Raw genomic sequence first — 14,927 nt, 5'->3', positions numbered from 1 at the left:
GATTTATGATCGAATTTGAAGACCGCTTGGCGGATTACATTTAACCCTGGCAGTTACACAGAATTATTTACAGGGTCTTTGTTCGATGCACGATTCTTGTTTTCGATGAATTACCTTAAATTCAATGGGTTATCGCCTTTGTTTTTGTGTTTTTTTACGACGGAGCTGCCTCTTAATGCTCCGATCGCTAGACCTGACTCGCCTTTTTAGTTCTCTTTTTTTAGTACTCTTTTTTTAGTACTAAGGGACTACTTTTTGAAAGCCAAAGTACAGTTCTGAAGCCCCCTCGTAACAGCATATTATTTTAGTCATTCTGAGTGGCTACCAGGTAAAGGAAGAATTGCCACTCAAGCAGAATTATAAAAACTAGGTGACTGAAAATGGCAAAACAGAAAATGCTGAGTGTGGCTGCGGCTGCGATGACATGTTTGATGCTGTCGGGACAGGTAATGGCGCACGGTGACGTGACCCCTCAAGGTGTTGATACCGGTAACCTGACGCAGTTGGGTGAAGAGTGGGTTGACGAAAACCCGTATCGCGGTACCGATAACAAAGATAATGCGGAAGCAGTGACTATTGGTTCTTCTGCATATAACCAGAACTGTGCACGTTGTCATGGTCTGGAAGCGATCTCCGGTGGTATTGCACCGGACCTGCGCGAGCTGGAATCCGATTACGATGGTGATGAGTGGTATATCTACCGTGTGCGTAACGGTGCGGTACGTGATGGCGCGGTCTACATGCCAAAAATGGCTGATTACCTGAGTCAGGAAGCACTCTGGGCGATCCGCACTTACGTAGAATCCCGTCGTGCTGAGATGTAATCTAACGGCGTTTCTGCTGGTTACCTGTCTGGCGTTCGCCGGGCAGGTACAGGCGCGCTACTACGATGATGTGATCTCATCGGGATATATCTCGATTGGTCTCTACCGCAATTTCCCCCCTTACTCCTTCGAACAAAATGGTCAGGCTGTGGGTGTCGATGCCGAAATCGGCAAACGCATAGCAAAAGCCATGGATCTTGAATTCCGCCCCCACTGGATTACGCCAGATGAAAATCTGGAAGATGATCTGCGCAATAACGTCTGGAAAGGTCATTATCTCGATAAAGATGATAGTCAGCCATTAGCGATGAAGAAATTGGCTGATGTGATGATGCGTGTGCCTTATGACCGTGAATTTGCATTCCGCCAAGAATCCACCGGTGAAATGGTGAATGAGCACGTGGTGATGTTTGGTCCCTATCAGCGTGAAAGCTGGCGTATCGCTTTTGATAGTCGAAAGATCGAAGAGGTCTCGACGGTTGCTGTGTTCCAGTACCACCCCATTGGCGTAGAGATCGATAGTCTGCCGGCGTTTTATATGGTGTCAGCGTTTGGCGGCCGTATGCGCGATAATGCCCATCATTTTACCAATGTGGATGAAGCCTTCCGTCATATGCAAAAAGGGAAGGTGGATGCCGTGATGGGGATGCGTGCCGAAATAGATTGGCAGTTGTTCCAGGCAAAAGATCCCAGCTTCCATATCGGAGAAAACGGTTTTCCGATGATGGGTAAGCAAAAGTGGGATCTGGGTATGGCGATCAAGAGTACCTACCGTCAGCTGGGTTATGCGGTGGAAGAGGTGGTTGATCGGATGATCCGCACTGGCGAGATGGAAAAGATTTATCAGCAATATGGCCTGACATATGAACTTCCCGGGCTTTATCAGGATGTGAAGTAAAGCCCGCTGAACATAGATAAAGGATTAAGGCGCGTGAAAATAAAAACAATATTCACCCTATGCCCAAGTCTGATACTCAGTGTTTTGTTATCAGTCCCATCGTACGCCAGTGAACCGGCGGAAGATCCGCTGAGTTCAGTGATGTGGGACTACAATCGCCAGATCTTCCTGGGTGATACGCCCTATGTGTTTGATGATCGGGTGCGCGTTGGTGTGCCTGACTTTGCTGAAGACCCGACTCAGGTACCTGTAGATGTGGATGCCAGTGCGTTTGCAGGTGATATTCAGCGAATTGTGGCCTGGGCAGATCTGAACCCGATTCAGCATATCTTTACCTATTATCCCCATCCGGATGTCGTACCCAAAGTCTCTTTGCGGATTAAGGTTCAGCAATCGACCCCCGTGCGTGCCGCTGTATTAACCAAAGATGGAGTTTGGCATGTGGGTGGTAACCTGTTGGCAGCATCCGGTGGTGGTTGCACCACCCCAAGTGTGGGTAATGCAGATCCTTACTGGGAAAGCCATCTGGGCGAAACCAAGAGCCGGGTGTTCCAGTTAGCAGATGCCAGTCGTTATAAATTTCGGGTGATACATCCGATGGATACGGGGTTGGTCGGATCTATACCGGAATTCTTCATCCAGCAGGTCGAGCTACGAGATACGCGGGGAAGTGCACTGGTGCGGATGGAGCTATCCCCGCCGGTGAGTGAAAACCCGGTGATTACCTTTGATGTGGCGAAGCAAGATACGAAGCATCATCTCTGGTTACGCGATAACAACGGCAATGAATTTGAGAAAGCGTTGTAGGGGATCAGACGATGAATACAATAAATCCGTTTAATCTTATCGCGCGTATGGCGGTTGCAGTTTGTTTGCTGATGACGGCAACGGTTGGGCAGGCTGTTTCGCTTGAATATCAGATCAAACCGCAACAGATCGCCAAAGATACATATATTCTGCAGGGTAAAATGCAGGATTTTAGCCGCAAAAATGGCGGTAATATTATGAATACGGCATTTGTGGTGACCTCTGAAGGCGTGGTGGTATTCGATACCGGTCCATCTCTGCGTTATGGCAAAGCAATGCTGGCAGCTATCAAACAGGTGACTGATAAGCCTGTACTGCACGTATTTAACAGCCACCAACACCCTGACCATTTTCTCGGTAATCAGGCTTTTTCAGGGGCGAAGATCTGGGCATTACCTAAAACAGGTGAACAGATTGCTCAGAATGGGAATGCCTTTGCCGAAAATATGTACCGGATGGTCGGTGACTGGATGCGTTCCACAGAGGTTGTCTTACCAACGGCACCGCTGAAATTCGAGCGTTTACAGGTGGGAGATCACAGTTTCAGGTTCTATTCGTTTAGCGGTCACACGGGTGCTGATCTGGTGATGATGGATGAAACGACCGGTGTGATGTTTGCAGCGGATATGGTGTTTTTTCAACGAATGCTTACCACGCCGCATACGCCAGGAGTTAACATATGGATTCAAGAACTCAGGCGGTTGGCCGATATCCCTTTTACGCTGATGGTGCCCGGGCATGGTCCAGTGGTTAAAGATACCCGTGGGGTGGATCAGATGCTTGGCTATTTACGCTGGTTGGATACGACGCTGAAGTTGGCAGCGGACCAGGGAAAGAGTATGCATGAGGTGATGCAGACACGCTTGCCTGCCGCGTTTACCGATATTAATTTAGGTCAGCAGGAGTTTTTGCGGAGTGTGGTGCACTTGTATCCAAGTTATGAAGAAGCTGCATTCTAAGCGTGCTGAATAGCCAAAATTTGTATGTATTTGTACTTGAAATGCAGTTGTTTCGTCCCCATTAAGCTTTGAAGCAAACATTTTTGAAATCGTGTTGTCATAACATCAGTACCTTCGGCGGATGTCGGTACTTAATAGATGCCACAGTACGATAGAAACGAACATGTAAAAGCATGTTGTTGTTTTGTTGCCCGCTTTGCGGGCTTTTTATTGCCTGTCATTTAGCACCGGATTTTTGCGTTTAATCATCCACTCTAGTCCCGCTTGCCCCACGATCATTCCTTTTAAAATTCTCTCGAACGCCTTGTTCTTTGGGGTAGTAGTACCAAGGAAGTAGAAAAGTAGTCCCGCTGTTGAATTGTTGAAAATCCGCTAAAAACCAAAAATTCATCTAAGTGTTGGGAATATTTCCCGGCCCTCCTGAACGCCCAAATAAAAACGAATCCGTAAAGGAGAGAGCGATGAGTAAATTTGCCACAGGCAAAGGCTTTGCTGTCACGGCGCTGGTTGCCGCTATGTCATTATCTGGCATGGCGAACGCTGGTGTAACTGATAAAGATATTCTTAATGACCAGATGACCACTGGTGATGTTGTGTCCAACGGTCTTGGTCCACGTGGTCAGCGTTATAGCCCACTGACTGCTGTCAATACTGATACCGTTCAAGACCTGAAAGCAGTGTGGTCTTTCTCATTTGGCGGTGAGAAGCAGCGTGGTCAGGAATCCCAGCCGATGGTTAAAGACGGCGTGATGTATGTCACCGGTTCTTATTCCCGTGTCTTCGCCGTTGACGTGAAAACCGGTGATGAACTGTGGCAGTACGACGCACGTCTGCCTGACGGCATTATGCCTTGTTGTGACGTAATCAACCGTGGTGTTGCGCTGTACGGTGATCTGGTGATCTTCGGCACACTGGACGCCAAGCTGGTTGCGCTGGATAAGACCACCGGTAAAGTGAAGTGGAAGAAGAAGGTCGGCGATTACAAAGCGGGCTACTCTCTGACCGCGGCCCCGATTGTTGTTAAAGGTAAGGTCATCACCGGTGTATCCGGTGGTGAATTCGGTATCGTCGGTAAGGTTGAAGCCTACGATGCGAAAACCGGTAAGATTGCCTGGACCCGTCCGACCGTTGAAGGTCATATGGGTTACATCTGGAAAGATGGTAAGAAGGTTGAAAACGGTATCTCCGGTGGTAAGGCAGGTCAGACATGGCCGGGTGATCTGTGGAAAACGGGTGGAGCAGCAACTTGGCTGGGTGGCACCTACGACCCTGAAGTTGACCTGCTGTTCTTTGGTACCGGTAACCCGGCGCCTTGGAACTCGCATCTGCGCCCTGGTGACAACCTGTTCTCCTCCTCCCGTCTGGCAATTGATCCGGATACCGGCAAGATTGCATGGCACTTCCAGACCACGCCAAACGATGGCTGGGATTTCGATGGTGTAAACGAGCTGATCTCCTTCGACTACAAGGATGGTGGTAAAACCGTTAAAGCGGCAGCAACCGCTGACCGTAACGGCTTCATGTATGTCCTGAACCGTGAAAACGGTGATTTCATCCGCGGTTTCCCGTTTGTTGATGAAATCAGCTGGGCGAAAGGTCTGGATAAAAAAGGTCGTCCAATCTACGTTGACGAAAACCGTCCAGGTAACCCTGCTGACTCTAAAGACGGCAAGAAAGGTAAAGCTATCCGTGCCGTACCATCCTTCCTGGGTGGTAAGAACTGGATGCCAATGGCGTTCAGTCAGGACACTGGTCTGTTCTACGTACCGTCCAATGAATGGGCGATGGATATCTGGAACGAGCCAGTTTCCTACAAGAAAGGCGCAGCGTACCTGGGTGCAGGTTTCACCATCAGCTCTCTGAACGACGATTACATCGGTGTTCTGCGTGCAATGGATCCTAAGACCGGTAAAGAAGTATGGCGCTATAAGAACTACGCTCCATTGTGGGGTGGTGTTCTGGCAACTGCGGGTAACCTGGTCTTCATGGGTAACCCTGAAGGTTACCTGATGGCGTTTGATGCTAAGAACGGTGAGATGAAGTACAAGTTCAACACCGGTTCCGGCATCGTTGGTTCGCCAATCACTTGGGAAATGGACGGTGAGCAGTACGTATCCGTTGTTTCTGGCTGGGGTGGTGCAGTACCACTTTGGGGTGGTGAAGTGGCTAAGCGCGTTAAACACCTGAACCAGGGTGGTAGCGTGTGGACCTTCAAACTGCCTAAGTAAGTTGATCTGACTGATAGATCTTCAGGTATCTGAAAGGGTACCTGACCTGAAAAAGCCGCTGGGTTCTGCCCGCGGCTTTTTTGCGTTTGGGTGTTGGGTTGTTAGGAGTCACTTGAAGATCTGAATATAGGGGGGCTTCTGAAGGGAGGAGGTGTATAAAACCGTTAGCGGGATAGGAATGGAATTATGTGGTGTAAGAAGTAGGAGAAACCCCTGCGCCAGACAGGGGCGAGAAGAACGGTAGTCTTTTAGGTTTCCAGCATCATCAAAATATCGTCACGGAAATCAAAGAAGTCATAATCGCAGATGCCCATGAAGTTCAGGATCGGTTCCAGATCGCTGATCAACGGAATGTCCTGTTTGCTGACTCGCCAGTACGTGCGGTATTTACGACTGATCTCTTTAGCAATCAGCAGAATGCACAGTTGAGTGCGAACCTCGTCCTGATCATCGCGCTTGATACGGACAAACTCTTTGTAGTCCGGTTGTAAGCGAATCGCTTCACAGGTCGTTTCAGGCAGGTTCCAGGACTTCGTCAGGGCAAAGCCAAGGTCATAGTGGCTGACGCCATACTGTTCGAGCTGGGCCAGATGCAGACCGGAAATGCTGTCACAGGGGATACGCTCAAGGAATTTTTTGTAATCTTTGAAGTTATGCATCATCAGCGGTAACCCGCAATCGTGCAGCATGCCGAGTGTATAAGCATCGTCAGCATTCACTTCCGGGAATCGGCGTGCCAATATACCGCAGATCTGTGCGACATCTGCACCGGTATCCCAGAACCGCTCCAGTGGTCCCAGTGTGGATAAACTGTTCCGCAGTGCTGCCAGGCGTACGATAGTGAAAACGCGGTTGATACCTAGCAGGGTGACGGCGTGCTCCAGCGAGGTGATTTTTCGGGCAAGGCCAAAATACGGTGTATTGACGGTTGCCAGTACGCTGGAAAATAGAGCGATATCTTGTTTCAGTACCTTACAAATTTGATCAACGTCGATGTCCTGATCGTTAATCAACTTATTGAGTTGAATAAGAATTTCAGGGCGGGAGGGAATAAAGTAACTGTCAGGGGTGTGGCTCATTACTGTCGTCCTAGATGAGTTCCATTGTGCATTCGGATGACTATTCAATAATTACATAGTGCGGTTGGGATCAAGCGCTGTCAATTCTTTCTGAGCGCTTAGATACCTATATAAATAAGCTGTTTGGTGGAGAAAAGCCAGCAACTGAACTACATTTTTTTCTCTGCTTTTTGTCGGCAGAATCATCAAAATATTTAGGGATAAATAAGCAAGTGCGCAGCAGGGAGCACGCGTCCTCTTCTGGTTGTAGCACACAAAAACTACTACTAAGTGAGTAAATTTTGTGTGCCAAGGGATGATACCTGTCTCTCGGTCCTGCTCGCTAATATGAAACGGTGTCTTAGCAATCGGCTCGCTATCCAATTCAAGAGCTGGTCAATAACAAGAAGAGGCTTACAAGATGATTTACGCACAGCCAGGAACAGACGGTTCAGTTGTTTCTTTTAAACCCCGTTACGGAAACTTTATCGGCGGCCAGTGGGTTTCTCCGGTAAAAGGTGAATACTTCACGAATACGACGCCTGTCACTGGCGCGGATGTTTGTGAAATCCCTCGCTCTACAGCTGAAGATATCGAGCTGGCTCTGGACGCGGCGCATGCAGCGAGAGCAGCATGGGGTGCAACGTCTGTTGCTGAGCGCTCCGGTATCCTGCTGAAAATTGCAGATCGCATCGAAGAAAATCTGGAAATGCTGGCGGTTGCTGAAACTTGGGACAACGGTAAAGCGGTACGTGAGACACTGGCAGCAGATGTTCCTCTTTGTGCTGATCACTTCCGTTACTTCGCCGGTTGTATCCGTGCACAGGAAGGCTCCATCGGTGAGATCGACGAAAATACCGTTGCTTACCACTTCCACGAGCCGCTGGGTGTTGTGGGTCAGGTTATCCCTTGGAACTTCCCGCTGCTGATGGCGGCATGGAAACTGGCACCGGCACTGGTTGCAGGTAACTGTGTTGTCCTGAAACCTGCTGAGCAGACTCCAGTATCTATCCTGAAACTGATGGAAGTGATCGGCGATCTGCTGCCACCGGGCGTATTGAACGTCGTTAACGGTTTTGGTGCAGAAGCAGGTCAGGCACTGGCAACCAGCACGCGTATCGCGAAGATCGCGTTTACCGGTTCTACTCCAGTCGGTTCGCACATCATGAAGTGTGCAGCTGAAAACATCATCCCGTCTACGACTGAGCTGGGTGGTAAGTCTCCAAACGTATACTTCGAAGACGTTCTGGATCAGGAAGACGAGTACGTAAGCAAGTGTATCGAAGGTGCGGTACTGGCTTACTTCAACCAGGGTGAAGTATGTACGTGTCCTTCTCGTTTGTTGGTTCAGGAATCTATCGCTGATAAGTTCATCGAGAAAGTGATCGAACGTGCGAAACAGATCAAGCGTGGCAACCCGCTGGATACTGATGTGATGGTCGGTGCACAGGCATCTCAGCAGCAGTTCGATAAGATTCTGGGTTACATGGATATCGGCCGCGAAGAAGGCGCTGAAATCCTGATGGGTGGTAGTGTTGAGCAGCTGGACGGTGATCTGAACAGCGGTTACTACGTGCAGCCAACCCTGATCAAAGGCACCAACGACATGCGTGTCTTCCAGGAAGAGATCTTTGGCCCGGTTGTTTCCGTAACGACCTTCAAAGACGAAGCAGAAGCACTGGCGATTGCGAACGATACCGAATTTGGTCTGGGCGCAGGTGTGTGGACCCGCGATATGAACCGTGCTTACCGCATGGGTCGTGGTATCCAGGCCGGTCGCGTTTGGACTAACTGCTACCACCTGTATCCTGCACATGCTGCATTCGGTGGTTATAAGAAGTCCGGTGTTGGTCGTGAGACTCACAAGATGATGCTGGAGCATTATCAGCAGACCAAGAACATGCTGGTCAGCTACGACATCAACCCACTGGGCTTCTTCTAAGCCTAGATGGTTGGACCAGCGGATGTTATCCGCTGGCTCACAGTCTGATCCTATCTCTCTTTAACGCAGCTGCGTTTACCAAGCTTACGGCTCCTATTCAGGGGCCGTTTTTTTTTGTTTATGGCCCCACAAATCTCCTTTCTTCAACCAAAGGGGTATAACGGCGGTGCACAAATCGCTGATATATATCAAACAAGAATAAGCATATATCTGTATAATTTGTCGCTGCATCGATCGGGCAGAAACCCTGACGGACGGTTTTCAGGTCTGTTGTATGGCGGTTTCAGAACAGTAGCTTGGTCAGCCAGGTTAATCAGCGGGGGCTGGGTGAGCATGGATTTTGAGTATCTAATCGATCAGTTTGGAGAAGCCGGTACGACTGCCTTGGGCGGTTTGGTACTTGGTATTATGTTTGGTACGTTCGCCCAACGCAGTCAGTTTTGCTTACGTGCGGCTGTCGTTGAGTTTTGGCGCGGTCAGATTGGTAAGAAGGTAGCGATCTGGTTACTGACATTTTCTGCTGCTGTGGCGGGTACTCAGGCACTGATCTCCGCCAATATGCTCGATATCAGTGATTCTCGGATGCTGGCGTCCTACGGCTCTCTCTCCGGCGCGGTGATCGGTGGTGTGCTCTTTGGGTCTGGTATGGTGCTGGCTCGTGGCTGCGGTGCTCGTCTGTTGGTGCTGGCGGCGACGGGCAATCTGCGTGCCTTATTCTCGGGGCTGCTGTTTGCTGCCGTAGCGCAAGCAAGCCTGCGCGGAATTTTATCTCCTGCCCGTGACACGGTCGCAGGCGCCTGGCTTTTACATGATGATGGTGGACTGGAGCTGATCTCTTTCCTTGGTTGGGGAGATAAAACCGGCATCTATATTGGTTTGGTGTGTATGGCCGTTGCAGTCTTTTACGGTATCCGTAACAAACTATCGACATGGGCGTGGGTTGGATCTGTAGGCGTAGGGACGATGGTTGTAGGCGGCTGGTGGTTTACCTATCACATGTCGTATCAGACCTTTGAACCGACCCAGGTGGAAAGTATGACATTCACCGGTCCGTCGGCAGATACATTGATGTACTTTCTCACACCCGGTGGTGCACCTCTGGACTTTGATGTGGGCCTGGTGCCGGGCGTATTTATCGGTTCATTTCTGGCGGCGCTGTTCTCCCGCACATTACAGTTACAAGGCTTTAAAGATGGCAGCAGTATGGTGCGTTACATCTTTGGCGCTGTATTTATGGGAATGGGAGGCATGTTGGCAGGCGGTTGTGCTGTGGGTGCAGGCCTGACGGGGGGCTCTGCATTTTCTATCACTGCCTGGGTCGCGTTAGCCGCTATGTGGGCGGGTGCCGGTCTGACAGACACCTTGATTGATCGAGAATTTAGCGGCCAGACGCTACCTCAGAAATGGTTCGAAAAACGACGTCGCAAGCGTGCGCAGAAGGAGGCTGAAGCCGCGCCTACACCTGACACGGTTATTTCCTGATCTATTTGCTTCATTAAAAAAGGCTGCCGATTTGGCAGCCTTTTTTAATGAAGCAAATAAGTTGATCACCCCGTTACTGAATACCTACTGTCCCAAGGGCGTTGGTCAACGGGGAAAACTCCCAAAAATCGGTGTCTTTGAGTTGTTCCAAGTTTTCATTCAACGTACCGGATGCTGTGAAAAACTTCAGGTCTGCAGCGGAGGCTGTTGGATAACCGCCGTTGTTAGGAATAGCGTCTACCGAGACAAGCTCTTCATACATCTGAATCAGCGCGCTTTCTTTGTTGTCGGTGGATTGATGCAAGATGTTGTATTTATCCCTCAGCTCTACCACTGCATTCGGTTCGCGATTGATCATGCGTGAGACCTGGATCAGTTCTTCGACCAATATAGATATCTTTGCGTGCTGGGTGTGCAGGAAGTCCAGATGTCCGTATAGTGCTTCGTCGCTGGCGCTGATGGTGGGTGTCGGCAGCGTTTTGAACTTGCCTGACGGGTGACTAAGTAACTTGTTTCGGCGCTCGGTATCAACGATGGTGGCATGAATACGCCCCTTGATCATTGCCTTAGCCCGTACGCCTGACCCGGGTACATAGTGCATGGCGCTGTATTGTATATCGTGTTCCCGAGCCATTAGCATCATGATGGCTTCAGTACCGGAACCTTCGCCATGGGTATACATTGGTACGCCGTCCAGATCTTTCCAGTCATTGTAGTGTTGAGTATCGACCACCGGAAAGAAACGTAAGCTATTGAGTTGGTAAAACAACCTAAGAGGCGCACGGGTATTGTGGATCAACGCGTATGGTGTACCAATCCCTACATCGGCTAACCCGTTGATGATTGCCTGAGTCGCGAGATCTTCAGATTGCAGGTAGCTGATCGAAACATGAACGTTGCGCTCTGCTGCGCGGGCTGCTGCTGCTTCTACGATTAGCGTATCGAATCCGGGGATATCTCCGATCGCGATACGAATATCGGGGGTGGGTTCCGTAGCCTCCTTTGCATATAAGGGCTGACTTATGAATGAAGTGAGTAGGCTGAGACAACAAAAAATTCTAATTAAAAACATAGAGTTTACACAGGCAGGTGGGTGGATAGCGTGTCGGGACTGACCATTCAGGGTGCGGTCTATGGAAGGCATGAATGCTCCTGAATAACTAACAGACTATTGTATCTCGATCTTATCAGTGGCATAAGTTTGAGTACAATAGCGCAGCTCAAGGACGTCTATGACGTTTTCTCTCCGGACAAAACTTATTGTTCCGTTACTGTTTATCGGTGCTCTCTTTGCTGTTTTAGGTGCATGGGTTTTGAACTGGGTAGCGGAAGATCATATGCGTTGGCAGTCAGTTGAAAGGAGTCGACTATTGGCCGTTGCGATCAACGAAACGGTTGAAGTTATGAGCGAGCTGCAGGAAATACGCTTCGCTGTAGAAGATATCGTTGCCAGTGAAGAGGGTATCTCGGGTATTTCAGTGGTGACCCGGGATCCGTTTGTTATATGGGCCTCTAGTATTCATCCCGGTGTCGATGACGATCACGCTTCACAGCAGATGCTCAAAGTGTTGATGAAGTCCATTGAACAAGGGACGTTTGGCCATTACCTCCTCCCTGGAGGCGATATTGTCACGTTTTATCCTTTGTTGTCTGCTGGGTACAACTCGCAAAATTACCGTGATCGTTTCCATAGCAGGGTCGATCCTCAGGTTACAGATCAAGCCTGGGGGCATGCGATGGCGCAAGTGAAACTATCGCCGGATGAATATCGTGGAGTGGTGTATTTGCGGCTCGATTCTAGTGCTATTCGGGCTGGTGCTGCTGATATCTTTGTACGTTCCGGCATTATTTTGATTCTTGCCGTGTTTTGTATCTGTGTATTGGGTTACGCAGTGTTTCATCGCTCAGTCCTCAGACCTATTGGTCATATCTCCGATACTATTCAACGCCAGAAAGCCGGTGAAACCGCTACGCGACTGGCATTAAATTCCGACGATGAAATTGGAGCACTGGGTGCGTCATTTAACAATATGCTGGATGCGATCAGTGAGCGTGACCAGCGGTTACGGACAGTGGTTGATAATTTACCTGTCGCACTGAGTCTTAAGACGAAGGACGGCGACTATCAGCTAATCAATGATAAGTTTTCGCTCTGGTTTAGTGATCTGCTTGATCTGACCCGGAGCAACCCGTCAGAGGCGCAACAGCTCCGCCTGAACTATGAAACACAGGTCAGGTTGCGTCAGACTGATATGACGTTTGAAGAAACGATTGCACAGGTTGATGGCGGCTATCGTCATTTCACCACGACTATTTTCCCTTTGCTGGACGGTAGTGGAAAATTTACTGCTCTAGGTAGCGCTAGTACCGATATATCTGAGCGTAAAGCGGCCGAGCAGGAGGTCCGGATGCTGGCCTACTTTGACAATCTTACTGGTTTGCCCAACCGAAGTTTATTTGGAGACCGTCTGCAGCAAGCGTTAAAAAATGCCGAACGTAACGGGACGTGTGTTGGCTTGCTGTTTATCGATCTGGATGGGTTCAAGTCGGTGAATGATACGTTAGGTCACCAGATTGGTGATCTGCTGCTGGAAGAGGTTAGTTTACGATTGGGGCAGGCCGTACGTTCCCAGGATACGGTCGCGCGCATGGGCGGTGATGAGTTCACTGTGATAGTGGTGGATCTGCAAGCGGATCGGGCGAATGACGATCTGGCGCTTATTGCAAATAAGATTCGCAATTCGGTGGCGAGTCCGATGATTCTTGGTGAACATCAGACTTTTGTGACCAGCAGTGTTGGCATCTCGATCTATCCAGAGAACACGGTCAAAGCTGAAGAGTTGATCATCCAGGCAGATATTGCAATGTATCATGCGAAAAACAGTGGGCGTGATGCGTTCCAGTTTTTCCAGCCTGGCATGAATGCTGAGATGCATGAGCGACGCCGGATTGAAGATCAACTACGAATGGCAATGGAGAATCATGAACTCTCTGTCGCTTATCAGCCGAAGGTGGATACGCTCACAGGTGAGCTGATTGGTGCTGAAGCGTTATTGCGGTGGAATAATCCTCTGCTGGGTGAAGTCCCACCTCTGAAATTTATTCCTATTGCTGAAGACTGTGGTTTGATAATACCTATTGGCGAGTGGGTGATTGAAACGGTAGTTGATACCCTGAAGCTCTGGCGTGAACAAGGATTGGATATGCCCCGTATCGCGATTAATTTATCACCGCGTCAGCTCCGGGATCAGGCCTTTAGTCAGCGCGTACAATCAATCCTGAACACAGCGGGCCTCCGTCCTGATAGTTTGGAATTTGAAATCACTGAGGGTGTTTTTTTGCAGGAAGTGGAACATTCGCAGTCGTCACTCTATCGATTAAGAGAGAGTGGGGTAGGGCTGGCTATCGATGATTTTGGGACCGGTTTTTCGTCACTGAGTTACCTGAAAAAACTGCCGGTCAGTAGCGTTAAGATCGACAAAACTTTTGTTGATGGTTTATCGGTCGATCCTGTGGATGAAGACATTGTATCCGCTATTGTCGCCATGGCGCACAGCATGCATTTGACGGTTGTTGCTGAAGGAGTAGAAACACAAGAGCAGTATGACTTCCTGCGTAAGGTGCATTGTGATGCGGCTCAGGGGTGGTTGACCGGCGTCCCGATGTCACAGGCTGATCTGAGTGACTGGCTGCGACAACGGGAACGACATAGAGAGGAGAGGGCGAAGTAATATGAAGTTATCGAGTCGTTTTCGTAATCCACTCAAAAACCGAATTTATTCTGTTCCTCTTCCTCTTTAAGCCGGCGCTGGCGTTCCTCTTCCGTGCGCTGCTCAATATAAGCCGCAATCGTTGTCATACGATTGCGCAGTTCAAACAGCTGGCGATCTAAGAGGTGGTTTTTATTCAACTCACTCAGGCGAATAAAACATTTCTTATAAGTGCTGAATGAGCGTTTACCATCGTTGACCTCTTCGGTCACCATCGCTTCTAACAGTTCCAGATCAACCTCGGTGCGTTCAAAGCAATTCTTCGCTTGTTGAATCATCGGTTGACTCACGGTACTTGATATTTCCCCTTTGGCTTCAATCTCTTTGAGGAACTTTACGAACTCCTTGATGATGGCTCGTGCACGCTGTGCGCCGTTAGGTGAATCAAAGAGTGTAATTGAGCCTTCCGGGTGAGGGGGCGTCTCAAGTGAACTCTGAGCACGCTCATTGGCTTCATTTAGCACCTTTGACATTGTTTCAGATTCTTCCAACTCCAGAGCGGCCTGGCAGCGCTGAGCGAGATACACCGTCAAAAATTTGATGATATCCGGGCTCTGCAACAGTGGTGGATAGTTGGACAGCAAGTGGTGCGCACGACGAATCGCGCTTTGCAGGTGCATTAGTCTTAGCTGACGGGCTTTTTTGCGATTTTCATACATCTGAATGATATAGGCTGTGACCGACATGATGCCGATACCGCCTAAGATCAGAAGGCCAATATTTGTTGGACTCATAAAACGACTCAATCCAGAACTGATCAAAATGTACACTAACTTAAAAGCTTTTGATTTTATAGAAAAAAAGTTAAAAAAAGTGCTTGAACGATCGTATGTATCTGCATAGAATACGTCCCGCGTTTGAGGCAAAATTCAAACGCATCCACGTCCCATTCGTCTAGTGGCCTAGGACACCGCCCTTTCACGGCGGTAACAGGGGTTCGAACCCCCTATGGGACGCCA

General features: G+C 49.3%; 11 protein-coding genes and 1 tRNA gene. 9 read left to right on the top strand and 3 right to left on the bottom strand.

What is annotated here, in order from left to right:
- Window positions 1-380 precede the first annotated feature (380 nt).
- From pedF to IOQ59_RS20965, 5 genes are all read left to right on the top strand, one after another.
- Window positions 381-824: a cytochrome c-550 PedF gene (gene pedF, locus IOQ59_RS20985; RefSeq protein ID WP_193955439.1), complete on the top strand. Its 444-nt coding sequence runs from the start codon at window positions 381-383 to the stop codon at window positions 822-824.
- Window positions 811-1,722, top strand: a complete 912-nt coding sequence (locus IOQ59_RS20980) for a substrate-binding periplasmic protein (RefSeq protein ID WP_371871908.1) — start codon at window positions 811-813, stop codon at window positions 1,720-1,722. The genes pedF and IOQ59_RS20980 overlap by 14 nt, the downstream gene beginning before the upstream one ends.
- A 33-nt stretch (window positions 1,723-1,755) precedes the next feature.
- The gene (locus IOQ59_RS20975; protein ID WP_371871907.1) at window positions 1,756-2,529 is read left to right on the top strand and encodes a quinoprotein dehydrogenase-associated SoxYZ-like carrier; all 774 of its coding nucleotides are present in this window, start codon (window positions 1,756-1,758) and stop codon (window positions 2,527-2,529) included.
- 11 nt (window positions 2,530-2,540) lie between these two features.
- On the top strand, window positions 2,541-3,488 hold the full coding sequence (locus IOQ59_RS20970) for a quinoprotein relay system zinc metallohydrolase 1 (protein ID WP_228051076.1): 948 nt from the start codon (window positions 2,541-2,543) through the stop codon (window positions 3,486-3,488).
- Between the two features lie 461 nt (window positions 3,489-3,949).
- Window positions 3,950-5,716 (top strand): PQQ-dependent methanol/ethanol family dehydrogenase, encoded by a 1,767-nt coding sequence (locus IOQ59_RS20965; RefSeq protein WP_193955438.1) that lies wholly within the window; start codon window positions 3,950-3,952, stop codon window positions 5,714-5,716.
- A gap of 248 nt (window positions 5,717-5,964) precedes the next feature.
- Here the strand turns inward: IOQ59_RS20965 and IOQ59_RS20960 are convergent, their stop codons facing one another.
- Window positions 5,965-6,795 (bottom strand): HDOD domain-containing protein, encoded by an 831-nt coding sequence (locus IOQ59_RS20960; protein ID WP_193955437.1) that lies wholly within the window; start codon window positions 6,793-6,795, stop codon window positions 5,965-5,967.
- A gap of 400 nt (window positions 6,796-7,195) precedes the next feature.
- Here IOQ59_RS20960 and exaC point away from each other — a divergent pair, with 400 nt between their 5' ends.
- Together exaC and IOQ59_RS20950 are read left to right on the top strand one after the other, a co-directional pair.
- Entirely contained in the window at window positions 7,196-8,716 is a 1,521-nt protein-coding gene (exaC, locus tag IOQ59_RS20955) for an acetaldehyde dehydrogenase ExaC (RefSeq protein WP_193955436.1), read from the top strand.
- Window positions 8,717-9,049: 333 nt separating this feature from the next.
- Window positions 9,050-10,198 carry a YeeE/YedE family protein gene (locus IOQ59_RS20950; RefSeq protein ID WP_193955435.1) on the top strand — a complete coding sequence of 383 codons (1,149 nt, stop codon included), beginning with the start codon at window positions 9,050-9,052 and terminating at the stop codon, window positions 10,196-10,198.
- A gap of 73 nt (window positions 10,199-10,271) precedes the next feature.
- Here the strand turns inward: IOQ59_RS20950 and IOQ59_RS20945 are convergent, their stop codons facing one another.
- Window positions 10,272-11,342, bottom strand: coding sequence for an ABC transporter substrate-binding protein (locus tag IOQ59_RS20945; protein WP_193955434.1), 1,071 nt, complete (start codon window positions 11,340-11,342; stop codon window positions 10,272-10,274).
- A gap of 88 nt (window positions 11,343-11,430) precedes the next feature.
- Between IOQ59_RS20945 and IOQ59_RS20940 the strand changes: the two genes are divergently transcribed.
- Window positions 11,431-13,929 carry a bifunctional diguanylate cyclase/phosphodiesterase gene (locus tag IOQ59_RS20940; protein WP_193955433.1) on the top strand — a complete coding sequence of 833 codons (2,499 nt, stop codon included), beginning with the start codon at window positions 11,431-11,433 and terminating at the stop codon, window positions 13,927-13,929.
- Between the two features lie 32 nt (window positions 13,930-13,961).
- On the opposite strand, the gene IOQ59_RS20935 is transcribed toward IOQ59_RS20940, so the two are convergent.
- The gene (locus tag IOQ59_RS20935; RefSeq protein ID WP_193955432.1) at window positions 13,962-14,702 is read right to left on the bottom strand and encodes a hypothetical protein; all 741 of its coding nucleotides are present in this window, start codon (window positions 14,700-14,702) and stop codon (window positions 13,962-13,964) included.
- A 149-nt stretch (window positions 14,703-14,851) separates the two neighbouring features.
- Between IOQ59_RS20935 and IOQ59_RS20930 the strand changes: the two genes are divergently transcribed.
- Window positions 14,852-14,927, top strand: a tRNA-Glu gene (locus IOQ59_RS20930).

The organism is Pontibacterium sinense, from assembly GCF_015209595.1.
In the GTDB taxonomy this organism is placed as follows: domain Bacteria; phylum Pseudomonadota; class Gammaproteobacteria; order Pseudomonadales; family Balneatricaceae; genus Pontibacterium; species Pontibacterium sinense.
Note: the sequence above shows the minus strand (reverse complement) of the source record. Positions and strands in the feature narration are given on the sequence as shown.

Coding starts and splice junctions, on each gene's coding strand:
- IOQ59_RS20970 (WP_228051076.1), top strand. CDS start 2,541: ATGAATACAATAAATCCGTTTAATCTTATCGCGCGTATGGCGGTTGCA.
- IOQ59_RS20960 (WP_193955437.1), bottom strand. CDS start 6,795: ATGAGCCACACCCCTGACAGTTACTTTATTCCCTCCCGCCCTGAAATT.
- IOQ59_RS20965 (WP_193955438.1), top strand. CDS start 3,950: ATGAGTAAATTTGCCACAGGCAAAGGCTTTGCTGTCACGGCGCTGGTT.
- IOQ59_RS20945 (WP_193955434.1), bottom strand. CDS start 11,342: ATGCCTTCCATAGACCGCACCCTGAATGGTCAGTCCCGACACGCTATC.
- IOQ59_RS20940 (WP_193955433.1), top strand. CDS start 11,431: ATGACGTTTTCTCTCCGGACAAAACTTATTGTTCCGTTACTGTTTATC.
- exaC (WP_193955436.1), top strand. CDS start 7,196: ATGATTTACGCACAGCCAGGAACAGACGGTTCAGTTGTTTCTTTTAAA.
- IOQ59_RS20935 (WP_193955432.1), bottom strand. CDS start 14,702: ATGAGTCCAACAAATATTGGCCTTCTGATCTTAGGCGGTATCGGCATC.
- IOQ59_RS20950 (WP_193955435.1), top strand. CDS start 9,050: ATGGATTTTGAGTATCTAATCGATCAGTTTGGAGAAGCCGGTACGACT.
- pedF (WP_193955439.1), top strand. CDS start 381: ATGGCAAAACAGAAAATGCTGAGTGTGGCTGCGGCTGCGATGACATGT.